At 62.9% G+C, this 14,687-nt stretch carries 13 protein-coding genes; 10 read left to right on the forward strand and 3 right to left on the reverse strand.

The genetic code is table 11. From position 1 onward, the window contains the following. Nucleotides 1–458 precede the first annotated feature (458 nt). The 7 genes from ACYVHH_RS00580 (at nucleotide 459) to ACYVHH_RS00610 (ending at nucleotide 10,766) form a co-directional block, all read left to right on the forward strand. Complete coding sequence (locus ACYVHH_RS00580; RefSeq protein WP_460563045.1) at nucleotides 459–1,739, forward strand: TolC family protein; 1,281 nt, start codon at nucleotides 459–461, stop codon at nucleotides 1,737–1,739. After that, nucleotides 1,736–3,349, forward strand: a complete 1,614-nt coding sequence (locus ACYVHH_RS00585; RefSeq protein WP_460563046.1) for an efflux RND transporter periplasmic adaptor subunit — start codon at nucleotides 1,736–1,738, stop codon at nucleotides 3,347–3,349. Before ACYVHH_RS00580 ends, ACYVHH_RS00585 begins: the two co-directional genes overlap by 4 nt. Further along, nucleotides 3,346–6,522: an efflux RND transporter permease subunit gene (locus ACYVHH_RS00590; protein WP_460563047.1), complete on the forward strand. Its 3,177-nt coding sequence runs from the start codon at nucleotides 3,346–3,348 to the stop codon at nucleotides 6,520–6,522. Before ACYVHH_RS00585 ends, ACYVHH_RS00590 begins: the two co-directional genes overlap by 4 nt. A 143-nt stretch (nucleotides 6,523–6,665) precedes the next feature. Further along, complete coding sequence (locus ACYVHH_RS00595) at nucleotides 6,666–7,205, forward strand: hypothetical protein (protein WP_460563048.1); 540 nt, start codon at nucleotides 6,666–6,668, stop codon at nucleotides 7,203–7,205. 24 nt (nucleotides 7,206–7,229) lie between these two features. Next, entirely contained in the window at nucleotides 7,230–7,463 is a 234-nt protein-coding gene (locus tag ACYVHH_RS00600; RefSeq protein ID WP_460563049.1) for a DUF2933 domain-containing protein, read from the forward strand. Between the two features lie 3 nt (nucleotides 7,464–7,466). Continuing rightward, nucleotides 7,467–9,683 (forward strand): copper-transporting P-type ATPase, encoded by a 2,217-nt coding sequence (locus ACYVHH_RS00605; protein ID WP_460563050.1) that lies wholly within the window; start codon nucleotides 7,467–7,469, stop codon nucleotides 9,681–9,683. Between the two features lie 66 nt (nucleotides 9,684–9,749). After that, nucleotides 9,750–10,766, forward strand: a complete 1,017-nt coding sequence (locus ACYVHH_RS00610) for a YncE family protein (protein WP_460563051.1) — start codon at nucleotides 9,750–9,752, stop codon at nucleotides 10,764–10,766. Nucleotides 10,767–10,813: 47 nt separating this feature from the next. Here ACYVHH_RS00610 and ACYVHH_RS00615 read toward each other — a convergent pair whose 3' ends face one another. The 3 genes from ACYVHH_RS00615 to ACYVHH_RS00625 form a co-directional block, all read right to left on the reverse strand. Further along, on the reverse strand, nucleotides 10,814–11,476 hold the full coding sequence (locus ACYVHH_RS00615; protein WP_460563052.1) for a transmembrane anchor protein: 663 nt from the start codon (nucleotides 11,474–11,476) through the stop codon (nucleotides 10,814–10,816). A gap of 17 nt (nucleotides 11,477–11,493) precedes the next feature. After that, nucleotides 11,494–12,171, reverse strand: coding sequence for a HupE/UreJ family protein (locus ACYVHH_RS00620; protein ID WP_460563136.1), 678 nt, complete (start codon nucleotides 12,169–12,171; stop codon nucleotides 11,494–11,496). 131 nt (nucleotides 12,172–12,302) lie between these two features. Continuing rightward, the gene (locus ACYVHH_RS00625; protein ID WP_460563053.1) at nucleotides 12,303–12,611 is read right to left on the reverse strand and encodes a hypothetical protein; all 309 of its coding nucleotides are present in this window, start codon (nucleotides 12,609–12,611) and stop codon (nucleotides 12,303–12,305) included. A gap of 160 nt (nucleotides 12,612–12,771) precedes the next feature. On the opposite strand from ACYVHH_RS00625, the gene ACYVHH_RS00630 reads away from it, so the two are divergent. From ACYVHH_RS00630 to umuD, 3 genes are all read left to right on the forward strand, one after another. After that, a complete protein-coding gene (locus ACYVHH_RS00630) occupies nucleotides 12,772–13,041 on the forward strand; it encodes a metal-sensing transcriptional repressor (RefSeq protein ID WP_460563054.1) in 270 nt (89 codons plus the stop codon). After that, the gene (locus ACYVHH_RS00635; protein ID WP_460563055.1) at nucleotides 13,038–13,511 is read left to right on the forward strand and encodes a DMT family transporter; all 474 of its coding nucleotides are present in this window, start codon (nucleotides 13,038–13,040) and stop codon (nucleotides 13,509–13,511) included. Before ACYVHH_RS00630 ends, ACYVHH_RS00635 begins: the two co-directional genes overlap by 4 nt. Nucleotides 13,512–13,892: 381 nt before the next feature. Then, nucleotides 13,893–14,669 carry a translesion error-prone DNA polymerase V autoproteolytic subunit gene (gene umuD / locus ACYVHH_RS00640; RefSeq protein ID WP_460563056.1) on the forward strand — a complete coding sequence of 259 codons (777 nt, stop codon included), beginning with the start codon at nucleotides 13,893–13,895 and terminating at the stop codon, nucleotides 14,667–14,669. Nucleotides 14,670–14,687: the final 18 nt, after the last annotated feature.

The raw sequence follows: 14,687 nt of genomic DNA on the forward strand, positions 1-14,687 counted from the left end.
TCAACTACCGTTACCATTCACCCGTGCGCATCGTCACCATCGTCCTGTTTTGCCTTGGCTTAATTTTTCAAAGCCAAGCAGGCGCAGCGTTGCCTCAACATCCGTGCCCCATGGAGGCCCAGGCAGCCTGGGATATGGCGGATGGCTCGGACGATGGCTGTTGCAACGATGCAGCCACTGCGCTGGCTACCGGCATGCTGTGCAAGACCGACGCTCCATGCGCATCCACGAGTGTGGGCATCTTGCCCCCGAGTGGTTTGTCCCACACCTCCTTGCCAAGCTGTTCCCCTCTGGCAGCGTTTCCGACTCAGCGCTATACCAACGCACCGTCTGCGGTCTGGCGCCCTCCCTCTCTCGGCTGATTCCATGTAACTGCGACTCGCTGGCCCATTGGGTTGGCGGCCTCATTGCCTGCGCGTGATCCATCGTGCGGGACTCACCTCGCATGGAGTTGGCATATGCCATTGTTTTCTCATCATTGGGGGCGAACGCCCCTGTCTGCTGCCGTTCTTTCGCTCCTTTTCACCGGTGTTGCCGCTGCGCAAGCGGCGCCATCCACGTTGACGTTGGACGCGGCTTTGGATGCCGCGCAGGCGCGATCCAAATCACTTCAAGCCCAGGATGCTGCCATCCATGCGGCCCGGGAGATGGCCGTTTCGGCGGGTCGTCTGCCGGACCCGGCGCTGAAGCTTTCGGTCGATAACCTGCCCATTGAAGGCCCCATGCGCTGGAGTTTGACCAAAGACTTCATGACCCAGCGTTCGGTCGAGTGGATGCAGACCTTCACGGGGTCTGCAAAGCGCCGAGCCCGAAGCGTTCGCTACGAGCGCGAAGCCGAGACAGCTTCCTCGCTGCGTGTCATGCAAAAGGCCAGGCTGCGGGCTCAAACCGCCAGTGCCTGGCTGGACCGCTATTTCCAGGAACAACAACTCAGCCTGTTGCAACAGCAACGCGACGCATACAGCCGGATCACCGAGGCGGTGGAGTCCGCCTACAGAGGCGGACGCTCCAACCAGGAAGACGTGCTCGAAGCACGCGCGGCTGTAGCACGTATTGACGATCGCGTGCACGAGGCACGATCCGATCTGGCCAATGCGCAAGCATTTCTGCGACGCTGGGTGGGAGAAGTCGCAACTCAACCACTGGGCTCACCACCCAGGCTTGATCGCATCCGCACATCCGCGCAGCAACTCACCCTACAGGTGAATCTGCACCCAGACATTACCGTGCTGGATGCGCGCGAGCGCGCCGCACTGGCTGAAGCGGACGTTGCCAAGCACGAGAAACAAGCCGACTGGAGCTGGTCATTGATGTACAGCAAACGTGGGGGCTCATTCGGCGACATGGTGTCGCTGGGTGTTTCTATTCCGTTGCAGTGGGACCAGGCGAACAAGCAAGATCGCGAACTGACCGCGAAACTGCAGCAGCTTGAGCAAATCAGGCTGGAACGCGAAGAGTTGCGACGCGAGCGTCTTTTCGAGCTGCAGCGGTTGATCAGCAACTGGCAAGGTGGCTTGGCCCGCTTGGCGGAGTACGACGCCACCCTGATCCCGCTGGCTACAGATCGTGTCACCGTCATGGAGGCGGCCATCCGCGGTGGAAAGGCGCCGCTGGCTGCTGTGCTCGACGCACATGGCAGGGTCATCGACACCCAATTGGAGCGGGTACGCATCGAAAGGCAAACCGCCGCATGGTGGGCCGAACTTGAGTTTCAGATTCCTCAGGAGTCCAGACCATGAACCAAAAAACCTTTTTGACCGTTCTGCTGACGGTCGGCGCATTAGGCACAAGCGGCTTTGGTCTGTACCGGCTGGGCTTGTACAACGGCATGACACAAGCTTCCCAAGCAGCACCTTCAGCACCAGAGGGTTCTGGCACTGATCCGTCAGCCTGGGGCATACCGGAGGGCGAGGCGGCCACCCGGCGCCACATCGAAACCGGGCTCAAGGCAGGTGACGTCGATCCCGTCACGGGGCGCCGCATTCTGCATTACCACGACCCCATGGTGCCAGGCCAGAAATTCGAAGTCCCAGGCAAATCACCTTTCATGAACATGATGCTGGTGCCCGCCTACTCAGGTGCCCAGGGGGCAGACAGTGGCACGGTCTCCATCAGCGCGCGGACGCAGCAGAACCTCGGCCTGCGCACTGGCGAGGTGGTTGTAGGTCTGCTCAAACCCGAGGTGTCGGCGGCGGGCACGGTGGCCTGGAACGAACGTGGAGAGTTTGTGGTGCAGGCTCGCGCCACGGGTTTTGTCGAGAAACTTCATGTGCGAGCAGTGATGGACCGCGTTGGCAAAGGCCAGCGGTTGCTTGATCTGTATGTGCCTGAGTGGGTTTCAGTACAGGAGGACTACCTGGCTGCCAGACGCTTGCAGGGCAACGGGCTGGAAACGCTGGCCGACGCGGCCCGCCAGCGCATGCGCCAAGCCGGTATGAGCGATGCGCATATTGCCCAGGTGGAGCGAACGGGGCAGGTCCAGGCCCGCATGACCTTGACTGCTCCAGCGAACGGTGTGGTCACCGAGCTGTCAGTGCGTGACGGGGCCACCGTGATGCAGGGCGCACCGCTCATGCGGATCAACGAGTTGACAACTGTCTGGGTGCAGGCGGAAGTGCCCGAAAGCCAATCGGCGGCGGTTGCAGAGGGTGCCCAGGTCACCGCCTCGACGCCTGCCCTGCCTGGTGAGGTGTTTCGAGGCACGGTGCAAGCCCTGTTGCCCGAGGTGGACCCCGCCACTCGAACGCGCAAAGCCCGCATGGTCCTGGCCAACCCGGGCGGCAAACTGGTGCCGGGCATGTTCGTTCAGATGACCCTGGGGGCGGGATCACCCAAACCAGCGCTGCTCGTGCCCGCTGAGTCGCTGGTGCGCACGGGCAAGCGAACGCTCGTGATGTTCGTTGAGGACGGGTCGTACCGCCCGGTCGAGGTGCAGGTGGGCCGCGAACAGAACGGCCAGGCCGAAATCCTGTCGGGCCTGATACAGGGGCAGAAAATCGTGCTGTCCGGGCAGTTCCTGATCGACTCCGAAGCCAGCCTCAAAGGCGTGGAAGCGCGCCTGTCCGCAGCCCCTGCACCGGGCCCTGGCAACGCAGCGCCACCAACCTACCGCACAACGGCCCGGGTTGAGGCTGTGGCGGGCAAGACCCTCACGCTCACCCATCCAGAAATCCCAGCCCTCAAGTGGCCTGGCATGACGATGGACTTCGAGCTGGCCGCAGGCCCTGCTGGCCCCACACCACCGGTGGGCAGCGAAATCGAGTTCGAATTCCGCATGCGGGAGGACAAGGCGCCGCTGATCGTACAGTGGCGCACGCGCCAAGGCAAAGCGACGGGGGGCACACAATGATCGCCCGCCTGATCCAATGGTCCATCGCCAACCGTTTCCTGGTGTTGATCGCCACCGTACTGCTCGCTGCGTGGGGCGTGGTCTCGCTGGTTCGCACCCCACTCGACGCTCTGCCCGACCTGTCGGACACGCAGGTCATCATCCGCACCAGCTGGCCGGGCCAGGCCCCGCAACTGGTCGAGAACCAGGTCACCTACCCGCTGACGACGACCATGCTGTCGGTGCCTGGGGCGCGGGCCGTGCGTGGTTTCTCGCTCTTCGGAGACAGTTACGTCTACATCCTGTTCGAGGATGGCACCGATCTCTACTGGGCGCGCTCGCGGGTGCTGGAATACCTTAACCAGGTGCAGTCGCGCCTGCCCGCCGGCGCCACCTCGGCCCTGGGGCCGGACGCGACCGGGGTAGGCTGGATTTACCAGTACGCGCTGATCGACAAGTCCGGCCAGCACGACCTGAGCCAGTTGCGCAGCCTGCAGGACTGGTTCCTCAAGTTCGAACTGAAGACCTTGCCCGGAGTCGCCGAAGTGGCCACGATTGGAGGCATGGTGCGCCAGTACCAGGTGGTGGTCGACCCGGACCGGCTGGCCGCCTACCGCGTCACACACGACGAGGTGATCGAGGCAATCCGCCGCGCCAACCAGGAAGCGGGCGGCTCGGTGCTGGAGATGGGTGAGGCCGAGTTCATGGTGCGCGCCTCCGGCTATCTGCAAACGCTGGACGATTTCCGCGCGGTGCCGCTGCGGACCACCGAGGCCGGTGTGTCCGTGCTGCTGGGCGACGTGGCTCATGTGCTGATCGGCCCGGAGATGCGGCGCGGCGTCGGGGAGCTGGATGGCGAGGGCGAAGCCGTGGGCGGCGTGATCGTCATGCGCTCCGGCGAAAACGCGTTGACCACCATCGAAGCGGTCAAGACCAAGCTGGCCACGCTCAAGCAAAGCCTGCCGCCAGGGGTGGAGATCGTGCCCACCTATGACCGATCGGCGCTCATCGAGCGGGCCATCGAAAACTTGAGCCACAAACTCGTCGAGGAGTTCATCGTCGTGGCGGTGGTCTGCGCGCTGTTCCTGTTCCACCTGCGCTCGGCCCTCGTGGCCATCGTTTCTCTGCCGCTGGGCATCCTGGCGGCCTTCATCGTCATGCACCTGCAGGGCGTGAACGCCAACATCATGTCGCTGGGGGGCATTGCCATTGCCATCGGTGCGATGGTTGATGCGGCGGTGGTGATGATCGAGAACGCCCACAAGCATCTGGAACAATGGGACCACGACCATCCCGGACAAGAGCTGCGTGGCGACATCCGCTGGCGGGTGATCGGCAACGCTGCAGCCGAGGTGGGCCCGGCGCTGTTCTTTTCACTGCTCATCATCACCCTGTCATTCGTACCGGTGTTCACGCTGGAGGCGCAAGAGGGGCGGCTGTTCTCTCCCCTGGCCTTCACCAAAACTTACGCCATGGCCGCTGCGGCAGGCCTGTCGGTGACGCTGGTGCCGGTGCTGATGGGCTATTTGATCCGCGGCCGCATTCCCAGCGAGAACAGCAATCCGCTCAACCGTGCGCTGATCAAGGCCTACCGCCCACTGCTGGACACGGTGTTGCGTTTTCCCCGAATGGCCATCACGGCGTCCGTGCTGCTCTTCGCAGTCAGCCTGTGGCCCCTGCTGCACCTGGGCAGCGAGTTCATGCCACCGCTGGATGAAGGTGACCTGCTGTACATGCCCACCGCTCTGCCCGGTCTGTCGACCAGCAAGGCGGCGCAATTGCTCCAGCAAACCGACCGGCTGATCAGAACTGTCCCGGAAGTTGCCAGCGTTTACGGCAAGGCGGGCAGCGCAACGACGGCGACCGATCCGGCCCCCATCGAGATGTTCGAAACCGTCATCCAGTTCAAACCGCGCAGCGAATGGCGTCCGGGAATGACGCCAGAGAAGATCGTGGAGGCGCTGGACCGGACCGTGCAAGTCCCTGGGCTGACCAACATCTGGGTTCCCCCCATCCGCAACCGCCTGGACATGCTGGCCACCGGCATCAAGAGCCCGGTCGGGGTCAAGGTCCTGGGCAGCGACCTCGCGGTCATCAACCAGCTCACCAGCCAAGTGGAGCAAGCGGTGAAGCAGGTGCCCGGTGTGACCAGCGCGTTCGCCGAACGGTTGACCGGCGGACGCTATGTGGCCGTGGACATTCAGCGGGAACGGGCTGCCCGCTACGGGCTGAATGTTGCCGACGTGCAGTCGGTAGTGGCCAGTGCCGTGGGTGGGATGAACATCAGCGAGACCATCGAGGGCCTGCAGCGCTACCCCATCAACGTGCGTTACCCGCGCGAGGTACGCGACTCGCTGGACCGTTTGCGCGGATTGCCCATCGTGACCCCGCGCGGGCAGCGGCTGGTGCTCGCCGACGTGGCCGACATCCGCATCGAGGACGGCCCGCCCATGCTGCGCAGTGAAAACGCCCGCCTGGCAGGCTTCGTCTATGTCGATCTGCGGGGCCGCGATTTGGGCACCGCCGTGCGCGAAATGCAGAAGGCCGTGGCCGAACAGGTGACATTGCCTGCAGGCTACTCGGTGTCGTGGTCAGGACAGTTTGAGTTCCTGGAACGTGCCAGTGCGAAGTTGAAGCTGGTGGTGCCCTTCACGCTGCTCATCATCTTTGTGCTCCTGTACCTGACGTTCAAGCACATTGCTGAAGCCCTGCTGCTGATGGCCACCCTGCCCTTCGCCCTGGCCGGCGGCGTGTGGCTGCTGTACGCACTGGGCTACAACCTGTCGGTCGCCGGGATCGTCGGCTTCATCGCGCTGGCGGGCGTGGCGGCGGAGTTCGGCGTGATCATGCTGCTGTACCTCAAACAAGCATGGGCAGCGCGCGTCGACCAGAACCAGACCAGCGACGCCGACCTGCTCGACGCCATCCGCGAGGGCGCGGTGCTGCGCGTGCGGCCCAAGGCGATGACGGTGGCGGTCATCCTGGCGGGGCTGCTGCCCATCATGTGGGGCAGCGGCACCGGCAGCGAGGTGATGCAGCGTATTGCCGCCCCCATGGTGGGCGGCATGGTCACCGCGCCACTGCTGTCGATGTTCGTCATTCCCGCGGCGTACTATCTGATGCACCGGTCCCGCCGGCAAGCACACTGTTGCAGCGCCGAAGAAAAGGAAAGCGGTCGTCTAGCAAATTTATGACAATTTTGTAATCCAGCGGTCATGTTCAAGTGACCCTTGCAGGCATAAAGTGAAGTCACTGGCATACACCACGCGTCATGGGGACGCAGTGGTGGCGCCACACTGGCCACGGCCGGTGGAATTTGTCTGGAAAGGACTTCACCATGAATGCCTCAAAACCCCTGGCCTTGGCCATGCTCATCGGCATCGCGACGTTCTCCGCCTCGGCCCAAACGGCCGCCGAGCATGCACAACACCACCCCGACGGAGCGGCCGCACCTGCCCAAGCCGCGCCAGCCACGCCAGAGCAACAGATGTCTGCCATGGACAAGCAACTGCAACTCATGCGTGACATGAGCCGCAAACTGGCCGACGCCAAGACCCCGCAGGAGCGGCAGGCCATGATGGCCGAACACCAGAAGACTATGCAAGACAGCATGAAGATGATGGGGCAAATGCAAGGCATGCCCATGGGAGGTATGGGCATGATGAGTGGCCCGATGATGATGGGGGGAGCAGGAATGCCCGGTGGTTCGGCGACTCCTCCATCTACAGCAGCAAGCGGTGCAGCGGCGCCTGCCCCTGGTATGGGGCCGCAGATGATGGGCCAGATGATGCAGCGCCATACCCTGATGGAAAAGCGCATGGACATGATGCAGGCCATGATGCAGATGATGATGGAGCGAGACATCGGCAAGCGTTGAGCGCCAATGGCGCAGGAGGGCCCCATGAACTCACCAAAAAAAAACAACGAAGGGCACACCCCGCTTTGGCGCAGGCCGCTTGCCCTGGCCTGGGCAGCGGCGGCGGTGATTGCGGTGTTTTACCTGCTGCGGGAACATTGGGGGCATGTGCTGGGCTGGTGGCCTTACCTGGTGCTGATGCTTTGCCCGCTGATGCACTTGCTTCATGGGCATGGAGGACACCACTCCCGCCACGGCCACAAGAAGGACAGCGCCTGAACCATGGACCACACCCACCACCACCATCACGCCGGCCATCACCCTCACACAGCAGAGGGCGCCGAGCCTTCGCTGGCATCGCCGCCGTCGGCTGCGGGCACCGTGTACACCTGCCCCATGCATCCGGAGATTCGCCAGGACCACCCTGGCACTTGCCCCAAGTGCGGCATGACGCTGGAACCGGTGATGCCTTCCCTGGACGACGAGGAAGACCCCGAACTGCGTGACTTCCAGCGGCGCTTCTGGTGGACCTTGCCCCTGACCGTGGCGGTCACCTTTTTGGCCATGGCGGGGCACCGCGTGCCGGGCTTGGACATCGGCGTGCAAACCTGGCTGGAACTGGCGCTGTCGCTGCCCATCGTGCTGTGGGCGGGCATGCCCTTCTTCAAACGGGGCTGGCAATCGGTGGTGAACCGCAGCCCCAACATGTGGACGCTGATCGGCCTGGGCACCGGTGCAGCTTTTGTCTACAGCGTGGTGGCCACACTGGCGCCCGGGGTGTTCCCCGCGTCGTTCCTGTCGATGGGGCGCGTGGGGGTGTACTACGAGGCGGCGGCTGTGATCATCTCGCTGACATTGCTGGGGCAGGTGCTGGAGTTGAAGGCACGCTCGCAGACGTCGGCCGCGATCCGTTCGCTGCTGGGCCTGGCGCCCAAGACGGCACGGCGCATCCGGCCTGACGGCGGGGAAGAAGACGTGCCACTGGCGCACGTTCACATTGGAGACTTGCTGCGTGTGCGCCCCGGTGAGAAGGTCCCCGTGGACGGTGCCGTCGTAGAGGGCGCGAGCGCCGTGAATGAGTCGATGCTCACGGGGGAACCCCTGCCCGTGAGCAAACAGCCGGGCGACCAGCTGATTGGCGCAACCCTCAACACCAGCGGCGCCCTGGTGATGCGGGCGGAGAAAGTCGGCTCGGCCACGGTGCTGTCGCAAATCGTGCAGATGGTGGCCCAGGCACAGCGCTCCAGGGCCCCCATGCAGCGCATGGCCGATCAGGTGGCAGGCAAGTTTGTGCTCGCGGTCGTGGCTGTCGCGGTGGCCACCCTGCTGGCCTGGGGGTTCTTTGGCCCTGAACCAAGCTGGGTGTTTGGCCTCATCAATGCCGTGGCGGTGCTCATCATCGCCTGCCCATGTGCCCTGGGCCTGGCCACGCCCATGTCCATCATGGTTGCCACCGGCAGGGGCGCCACGCAGGGCGTGCTGTTCCGGGACGCCGCCGCCATTGAAAACATGCGCAAGGTGGACACCCTGATCGTTGACAAGACCGGCACGCTGACAGAAGGCAAGCCCGCATTCGAGCGGGCCGTGGCGGCGCTGGGCCACACCGAAAGCGACGTTCTGCAACTGGCAGCCAGCCTGGACCAAGGCAGCGAACACCCGCTGGCGGAGGCGATTGTGCGCACAGCCCGGGAGCGGGGATTGACTCTTTATTCCGCAGGCCAGTTTGAATCGGCGTCTGGCATTGGCGTGACGGGCGTTGTCGATAGCAAACGGCTGGCCCTGGGCAACACCGCCTTGATGGAGCGGGAAGGCGTGGACGTTTCGGGTCTGCATGAGCAAGCGGAGGCGCTGCGGCAAACAGGCGCCAGCGTGATGCACCTGGCCGTAGATGGGCGTCTGGCGGGCTTGTTGGCGGTGTCTGATCCGGTCAAGGCCAGCACGCCCGAGGCGCTGGAAACCCTGCACCAAGCGGGCATCCGCGTCATCATGGCCACGGGTGATGGCCGGACCACCGCGCGCGCGGTGGGCGCTCGCCTGGGCCTGGACGAGGTGCATGCCGAGGTGAAACCAGCCGACAAGCTCTACCTTGTAGAACGCCTTCAAGCCGAGGGAAAGGTCGTCGCCATGGCGGGCGACGGCATCAACGACGCACCGGCCTTGGCCAAGGCCGATGTTGGCGTGGCCATGGGCACAGGCACCGACGTGGCCATGAACAGCGCCCAGGTGACGCTCGTGAAGGGCGACTTGCGCGGCATCGCCGTGGCACGGGGGCTGTCGGTGTCCACGGTTCGTAACATGAAGCAGAACCTGTTGTTTGCGTTCCTGTACAACGCGCTGGGCATACCGGTGGCGGCAGGCGTTCTGTTCCCGTTCACGGGCTGGCTGCTCTCGCCATTGATCGCTGCACTGGCCATGAGCCTGAGTTCAGCCTCGGTCATTGGCAACGCCCTGCGGCTGTCGAAGACGTCACCTTCTGCTCATGGTGATGTAAGGCAGTGAATTTCAGAATGAACCGGTCACCCACTCAGGGTTACAACCTTCTGAACACAATGAAAGGCCAACACCATGGCACCGAATTTTTTAAAGACTGCTTTTCGGGCATTGAGTGCCTGTGGTTTGTCTCTTACCATTCAAGCCGCCTGGGCAGACCCATCGGGCTTCGTTTACACCGCCAATGAACGCGATGGATCGATAAGCGAGGTCCATTTGGACAGCAGCCAAGTCCGTACAGTCAAGGTCAATATCGCACCCCATAACGTTCAGGTCTCACCCGATGGCTCCACCCTGCTTGCGGTGGGCGTCTCGGCACACAGCGCGCATCATGGAGCGAGCTCTTCAGGCCAATTGCTCCTGCTCAATACCGCCAACCTTAACGCGCCACCAGTGGCTGTACCAGCCGGGGAGCACCCGGCACATGTGGTGACTGATGCGACAGGCGAACGCGCCTTCGTGTCGGACTCTGGCGCCAATGTGGTCAGGGTCATCAACCTGAAGCAGCGGGCCGAGCAAGCAAGGATTCCCACTGGCGACTATCCCCATGGCTTGCGGCTGAGTCCCGATGGCCGAACCCTGTACGTTGCCAACATGAAGGGAGGCACAGTTTCGGTGATTGACGTTGTGACCCTGCAGGAAACCCAGCGCATACCCGTGGGCCAAGGGCCGGTTCAGGTAGGGTTTTCGGCGGACGGCAAGCAGGCCTATGTGGCGCTGAGCCGGGAGAACCGTCTTGGCTTGATCGACACGGCAAAACACCGCTTGAGCGGCAAGGTCGCCGTGGGACTCACGCCAATCCAGATGATGGCCGCGCGAGATGGAACCGTCTATGTGGCCAACCAGGGCAGTGGCCAAAAACCGTCAGACCAAGTGTCCGTGATCGACCCGTCCAAGTCAAAGGTGATCAAGACATTGGTGACGGGCCCGGGTGCGCATGGCGTTGCCGCAAGCGCTGACGGCGCGTATGTGTTCGTAACCAACATTGAGGCGGGCACCTTGTCCGTCCTAGACGTCGCCTCGCGCCAGGTGATCGGCCATCACAAAGTGGGCGCAGGCCCCAACGGCGTTAGCTACGTACAAGCGCGATGAGGTGCACCCACCTCTCGACCCAACCAGCCATTCAAGGAGGTACGGGCTTATTTCACACGCTTGATATCACTGTAAGTACCGCCAGTTCGCAGCACCAACTTAACATCTGCCTGCCCTCGGTTGCGCCAGAACCACCCGTGGTTGCCGGTGAAGGCCGCGACCAGTTCACCATCGTCAGCAGGCACGGCGCGCCCTTTTTCGTAGCTGATGGAGCGCCCGCCACCATCGCCGTGGGTATCGTAGTTCACCACCCCGCCTTGCACCGCCCAGGAATAGGTGGCTTTCTCGCCCTCCCGCATCCGTAGCTTCACCTCGGTGCCCTCCCCGGGTTTCAGGGTTATGGACATATCGTCCCGCCACTGCTGGCCAGCAGGCTTCGCCACCACATCGACCGCTGCAGGCACTGCAACGGGTGCGGGCAGTGGCGCAGGAGGTGACTGTTCGGTGGCCCCGGCCTGCGGAGTTGCAGCGGTTGCGTTCGCCGCAGCCAGCGCGTCAGCGTCCGCTTCCGCCGTCAGCCGCGTCTTGATCTCGCCCATCTCGGTCAAGCCCAAGGCCCGGCCGATGCCTGTGGGGTCGACGCCGTACTCGGAAGGCAGTACCAGGGTGTAGAGCAGGACGACCGCGGAAACGGCCGCAATGATGGTGGAGCGCACGAGCTGACGGGTCGAGGGTAGTTCGGCTCGGGAGGGAATGTCAGTGTTGTACATGGTGTTCAAACTCGAATTCACTGGGAAACAAAGTAGCCCGTCAGTTGCATGCCCACCAGGATGAACCCGGCGGACATCATGACCACGTTGGCGCTGTAGGCGTGACGCACGAAGCCAGCGGTGCGGCGCCAGTAGCCGATGCCGATCAGGATCACGGACAAAGCGAGCAGCTGTCCAATCTCCACACCGACGTTGAACGCTAGTAGGTTGGGCACCAGGCCATCGCGGGAGATCTCGTACTCCTGGATCTTGGTGGCCAGGCCAAAGCCGTGGATCAGGCCGAAGACCAGGGTGGCCACCTTCGTGTTGGGCTGCACCCCGAACCAGCGCTGAAACGCTCCCAGGTTGTCCAGCGCCTTGTAGACCACCGAGAAGCCGATGACCGCGTCGATCAGGTAGCTACTGATCCCGATGTTGTAGTAGACCCCCAGCACCATGGTGGTGGAGTGCCCGATGGCAAACAGGCTGACATAGACCGCAATGTCCTTGAGCTTGTAGAGGAAGAAGATGACCCCGAACAGGAACAGGATGTGGTCGTAGCCGGTGGCCATGTGCTTCGCACCCAGATAGGTGAAGGGCAAGAGGTGCACCCCGGAGATTTCCTGGATGTACCCCTTGTCGCCTTGAGTCACGGCATGGGCAAAGGCTTCGGTGGATGTGAACAGAAGAAGAACCAGAACCAGCGAGGTGGCCATGGCGGGGCCCGGCCGCGCCCATGGCGAGGCACGCAGCCGGTCAAACGTGAGGTTGAGCATCAAAACTCCAACAAGGAAATGGGGATGCCCCAGGCTGAGCAGCAGTCTGGGATCAAGGGAACCGGACAGTGTCAGGAACGTGGTGGTCGCTCAAGGCCATCAAGCAATGGCTTGGTTCCCGGGTGGTCGGGGTGCTCCAGCCATACGGCCGCGACCTCGTTCAAGTCCGGCAACCCCACGGGCAAGGCATGGGCGTGATCGTGGGAGTGATCGCCCGCGTGGTGTGCGTGACGGATGTCGGACGCAGAAATGTCGTCCTCATGGCTGTGGCCATGCCCGTCGTCCATTGACAAGGATTCAGCATGGTTCAGCGCCGCGAAAGCTGCTGTCCCGTGCGACCGTGCCATGCCCCAGGGCGTGAGCAGGGCGCCGAACAACATGACCAATGCGATCCCCAAGGCCGCAGCACGCCCCTTTGTCAACGACAGAGGGTGCCGAAACCATGAGCAGCGGACGTGGATCATCGAGGGGAATTCGAGTCGGTAGATTTATTGTAACCTCCGGGGGAGGTTACACTGAGTCTCCACAAGGTCAATCACCATGCACAGCCATGACACCCACCCTGCCGTGATTAAACGCCTGCGTCGCGCTGGAGGACACCTGGCAAGCGTCGTGAAAATGCTTGAAGATGGCAAACCCTGCCTTGACGTTGTCCAGCAATTGCAAGCCGTGGAGAAAGCCATCACCCAGGCAAAAAAGACATTGATTCAGGACCACCTGAGCCATTGCCTGAACCACATGGTGGACGCCCAGAGCCAGACGCAGCCTGACTCCCTGGACGAGTTCCGTCAGATCACCAAGTACCTATGAACACCAGTGTCTGGTTCGCACTGGGTGCCGCCGCCTTGTTCGGTGTGAGCACTCCCCTGGCCAAGCTTTTGCTGGGCTCGGTATCACCGGTGCTGCTGGGTGGCCTGCTGTACCTGGGCAGTGGGGTCGGTCTGATAGCGGCTCGGTGGTGGCGTGACAAAGGCTGGCAGATCACGGGGCTGCATCCGGGCGAGTGGCCCTGGCTCGCTGGCGCCATCATCTTTGGAGGCGTCCTGGGACCCGTGGCGCTGATGCTGGGCCTCCAACGCACCGCAGGATCAACAGCATCCCTGCTCCTCAATCTGGAAGCCGTGTTGACAGCGGTGCTGGCCTGGGTAGGTTTCCTTCGGGCAGTTCAGGCCCGAGACGTCCACACCCAAGGTTTCACGGCTCCAGCGGTCGTTGCGGGTGGGGGTGAAGTTGGTGCACACGGGCTGGACGAATCTGTCTGCACACTGCCCAAAAGATGAGCAGCTTCACTGGACGGCTTGCAAATCAACGGTTTGTACCACTTTGCCGTGGCTTATCCACAGGGATGCCCACGGTAAATGGGGACGAGTGAGTGTGTTTGCCCCACCCAAAAGAAACCCGGCCAAGGCGCTGTGCGCCCGGCCGGGTTGAAGACGTGCCAGGCACGCCCCCGCTCAGGGAGGTGAAACGGGGCTGGTTGAAGCCAGCCCTGTGAATCTAACAGCAATTGGCTCGGGTGGGTGTCGACCGCTCGAAGTCGTGTTGATCAGCCCGTATTGCAGCCTGGAGGTTTCTGCGTATCGGTTTTTGATCCGAAGGCGGTGTAATATCAACTCAATTTCGTTGAGTTTCACTTCTTTCCTGCCTCACTGATTCTGCCCATGCCCGTCAAACCGATATCTGCTGAACTGCAGGCCCTGCGCCGCCAGAACGCCTTGTCGCTGTTCGTGCGCTGGCGTCTCCAAGAGATTGCCGAGGGTCGCGGTGGTGGCGACAAGGCTTTTGCCGAAGCCGTGGGCATCGACAACGCCCACTGGAGCCGCCTGAAGGCTGGCACGCCGCTGGGGCCGAAGTTGGCCCGCCGTCTGGAGGCCGCCTGCGGGGTGGAGGCCGGTTGGCTGGACCAGTCGCACGATGGGGTGACGCAAGCACCGTGTGCCGATGCTGCGCGTGCGGATGGCACACCCCAGTGGACGGACGTCGAGCCGTTGGAGGGCCCGGCGCGCCATGTGCTGCTGCAAGCCCTGGGGCCCAAGGCCGCTTTGGAGATGCCCTGGATGCTGCACAGCACCCCTGCTGGGTTCCCCTCCCCGGCGGCTGACTTTGAAGTGAACCGGGTGGACCTCGCTGAGATGCTGGCGTTGGACGAGCCTTATTGCTTCATGACCCGTGTGCGGGGTCAGTCCATGGTCGATGAAGGCATCCATGACGGTGACCTGGTGGTGGTCAACCGGTCGCTGACGCCCAAGCATGGCGATATCGTGGTGGCTGTGGTGGACAACGAGCTGACGCTCAAGACCCTGTACCAGAAGGATGGACTTACCAAGCTGGTGGCAGCCAACCCCGCTTTTCCGGACATCGTGCTCAAGGATGGACAGACCTTGACGGTCTGGGGTGTGATGACCGCCTGTGTGAAGCTCTTCGGCCGCAAGATTTGAGGGGCTGTAGCCATGGGG

Source organism: Hydrogenophaga aquatica, assembly GCF_054780915.1.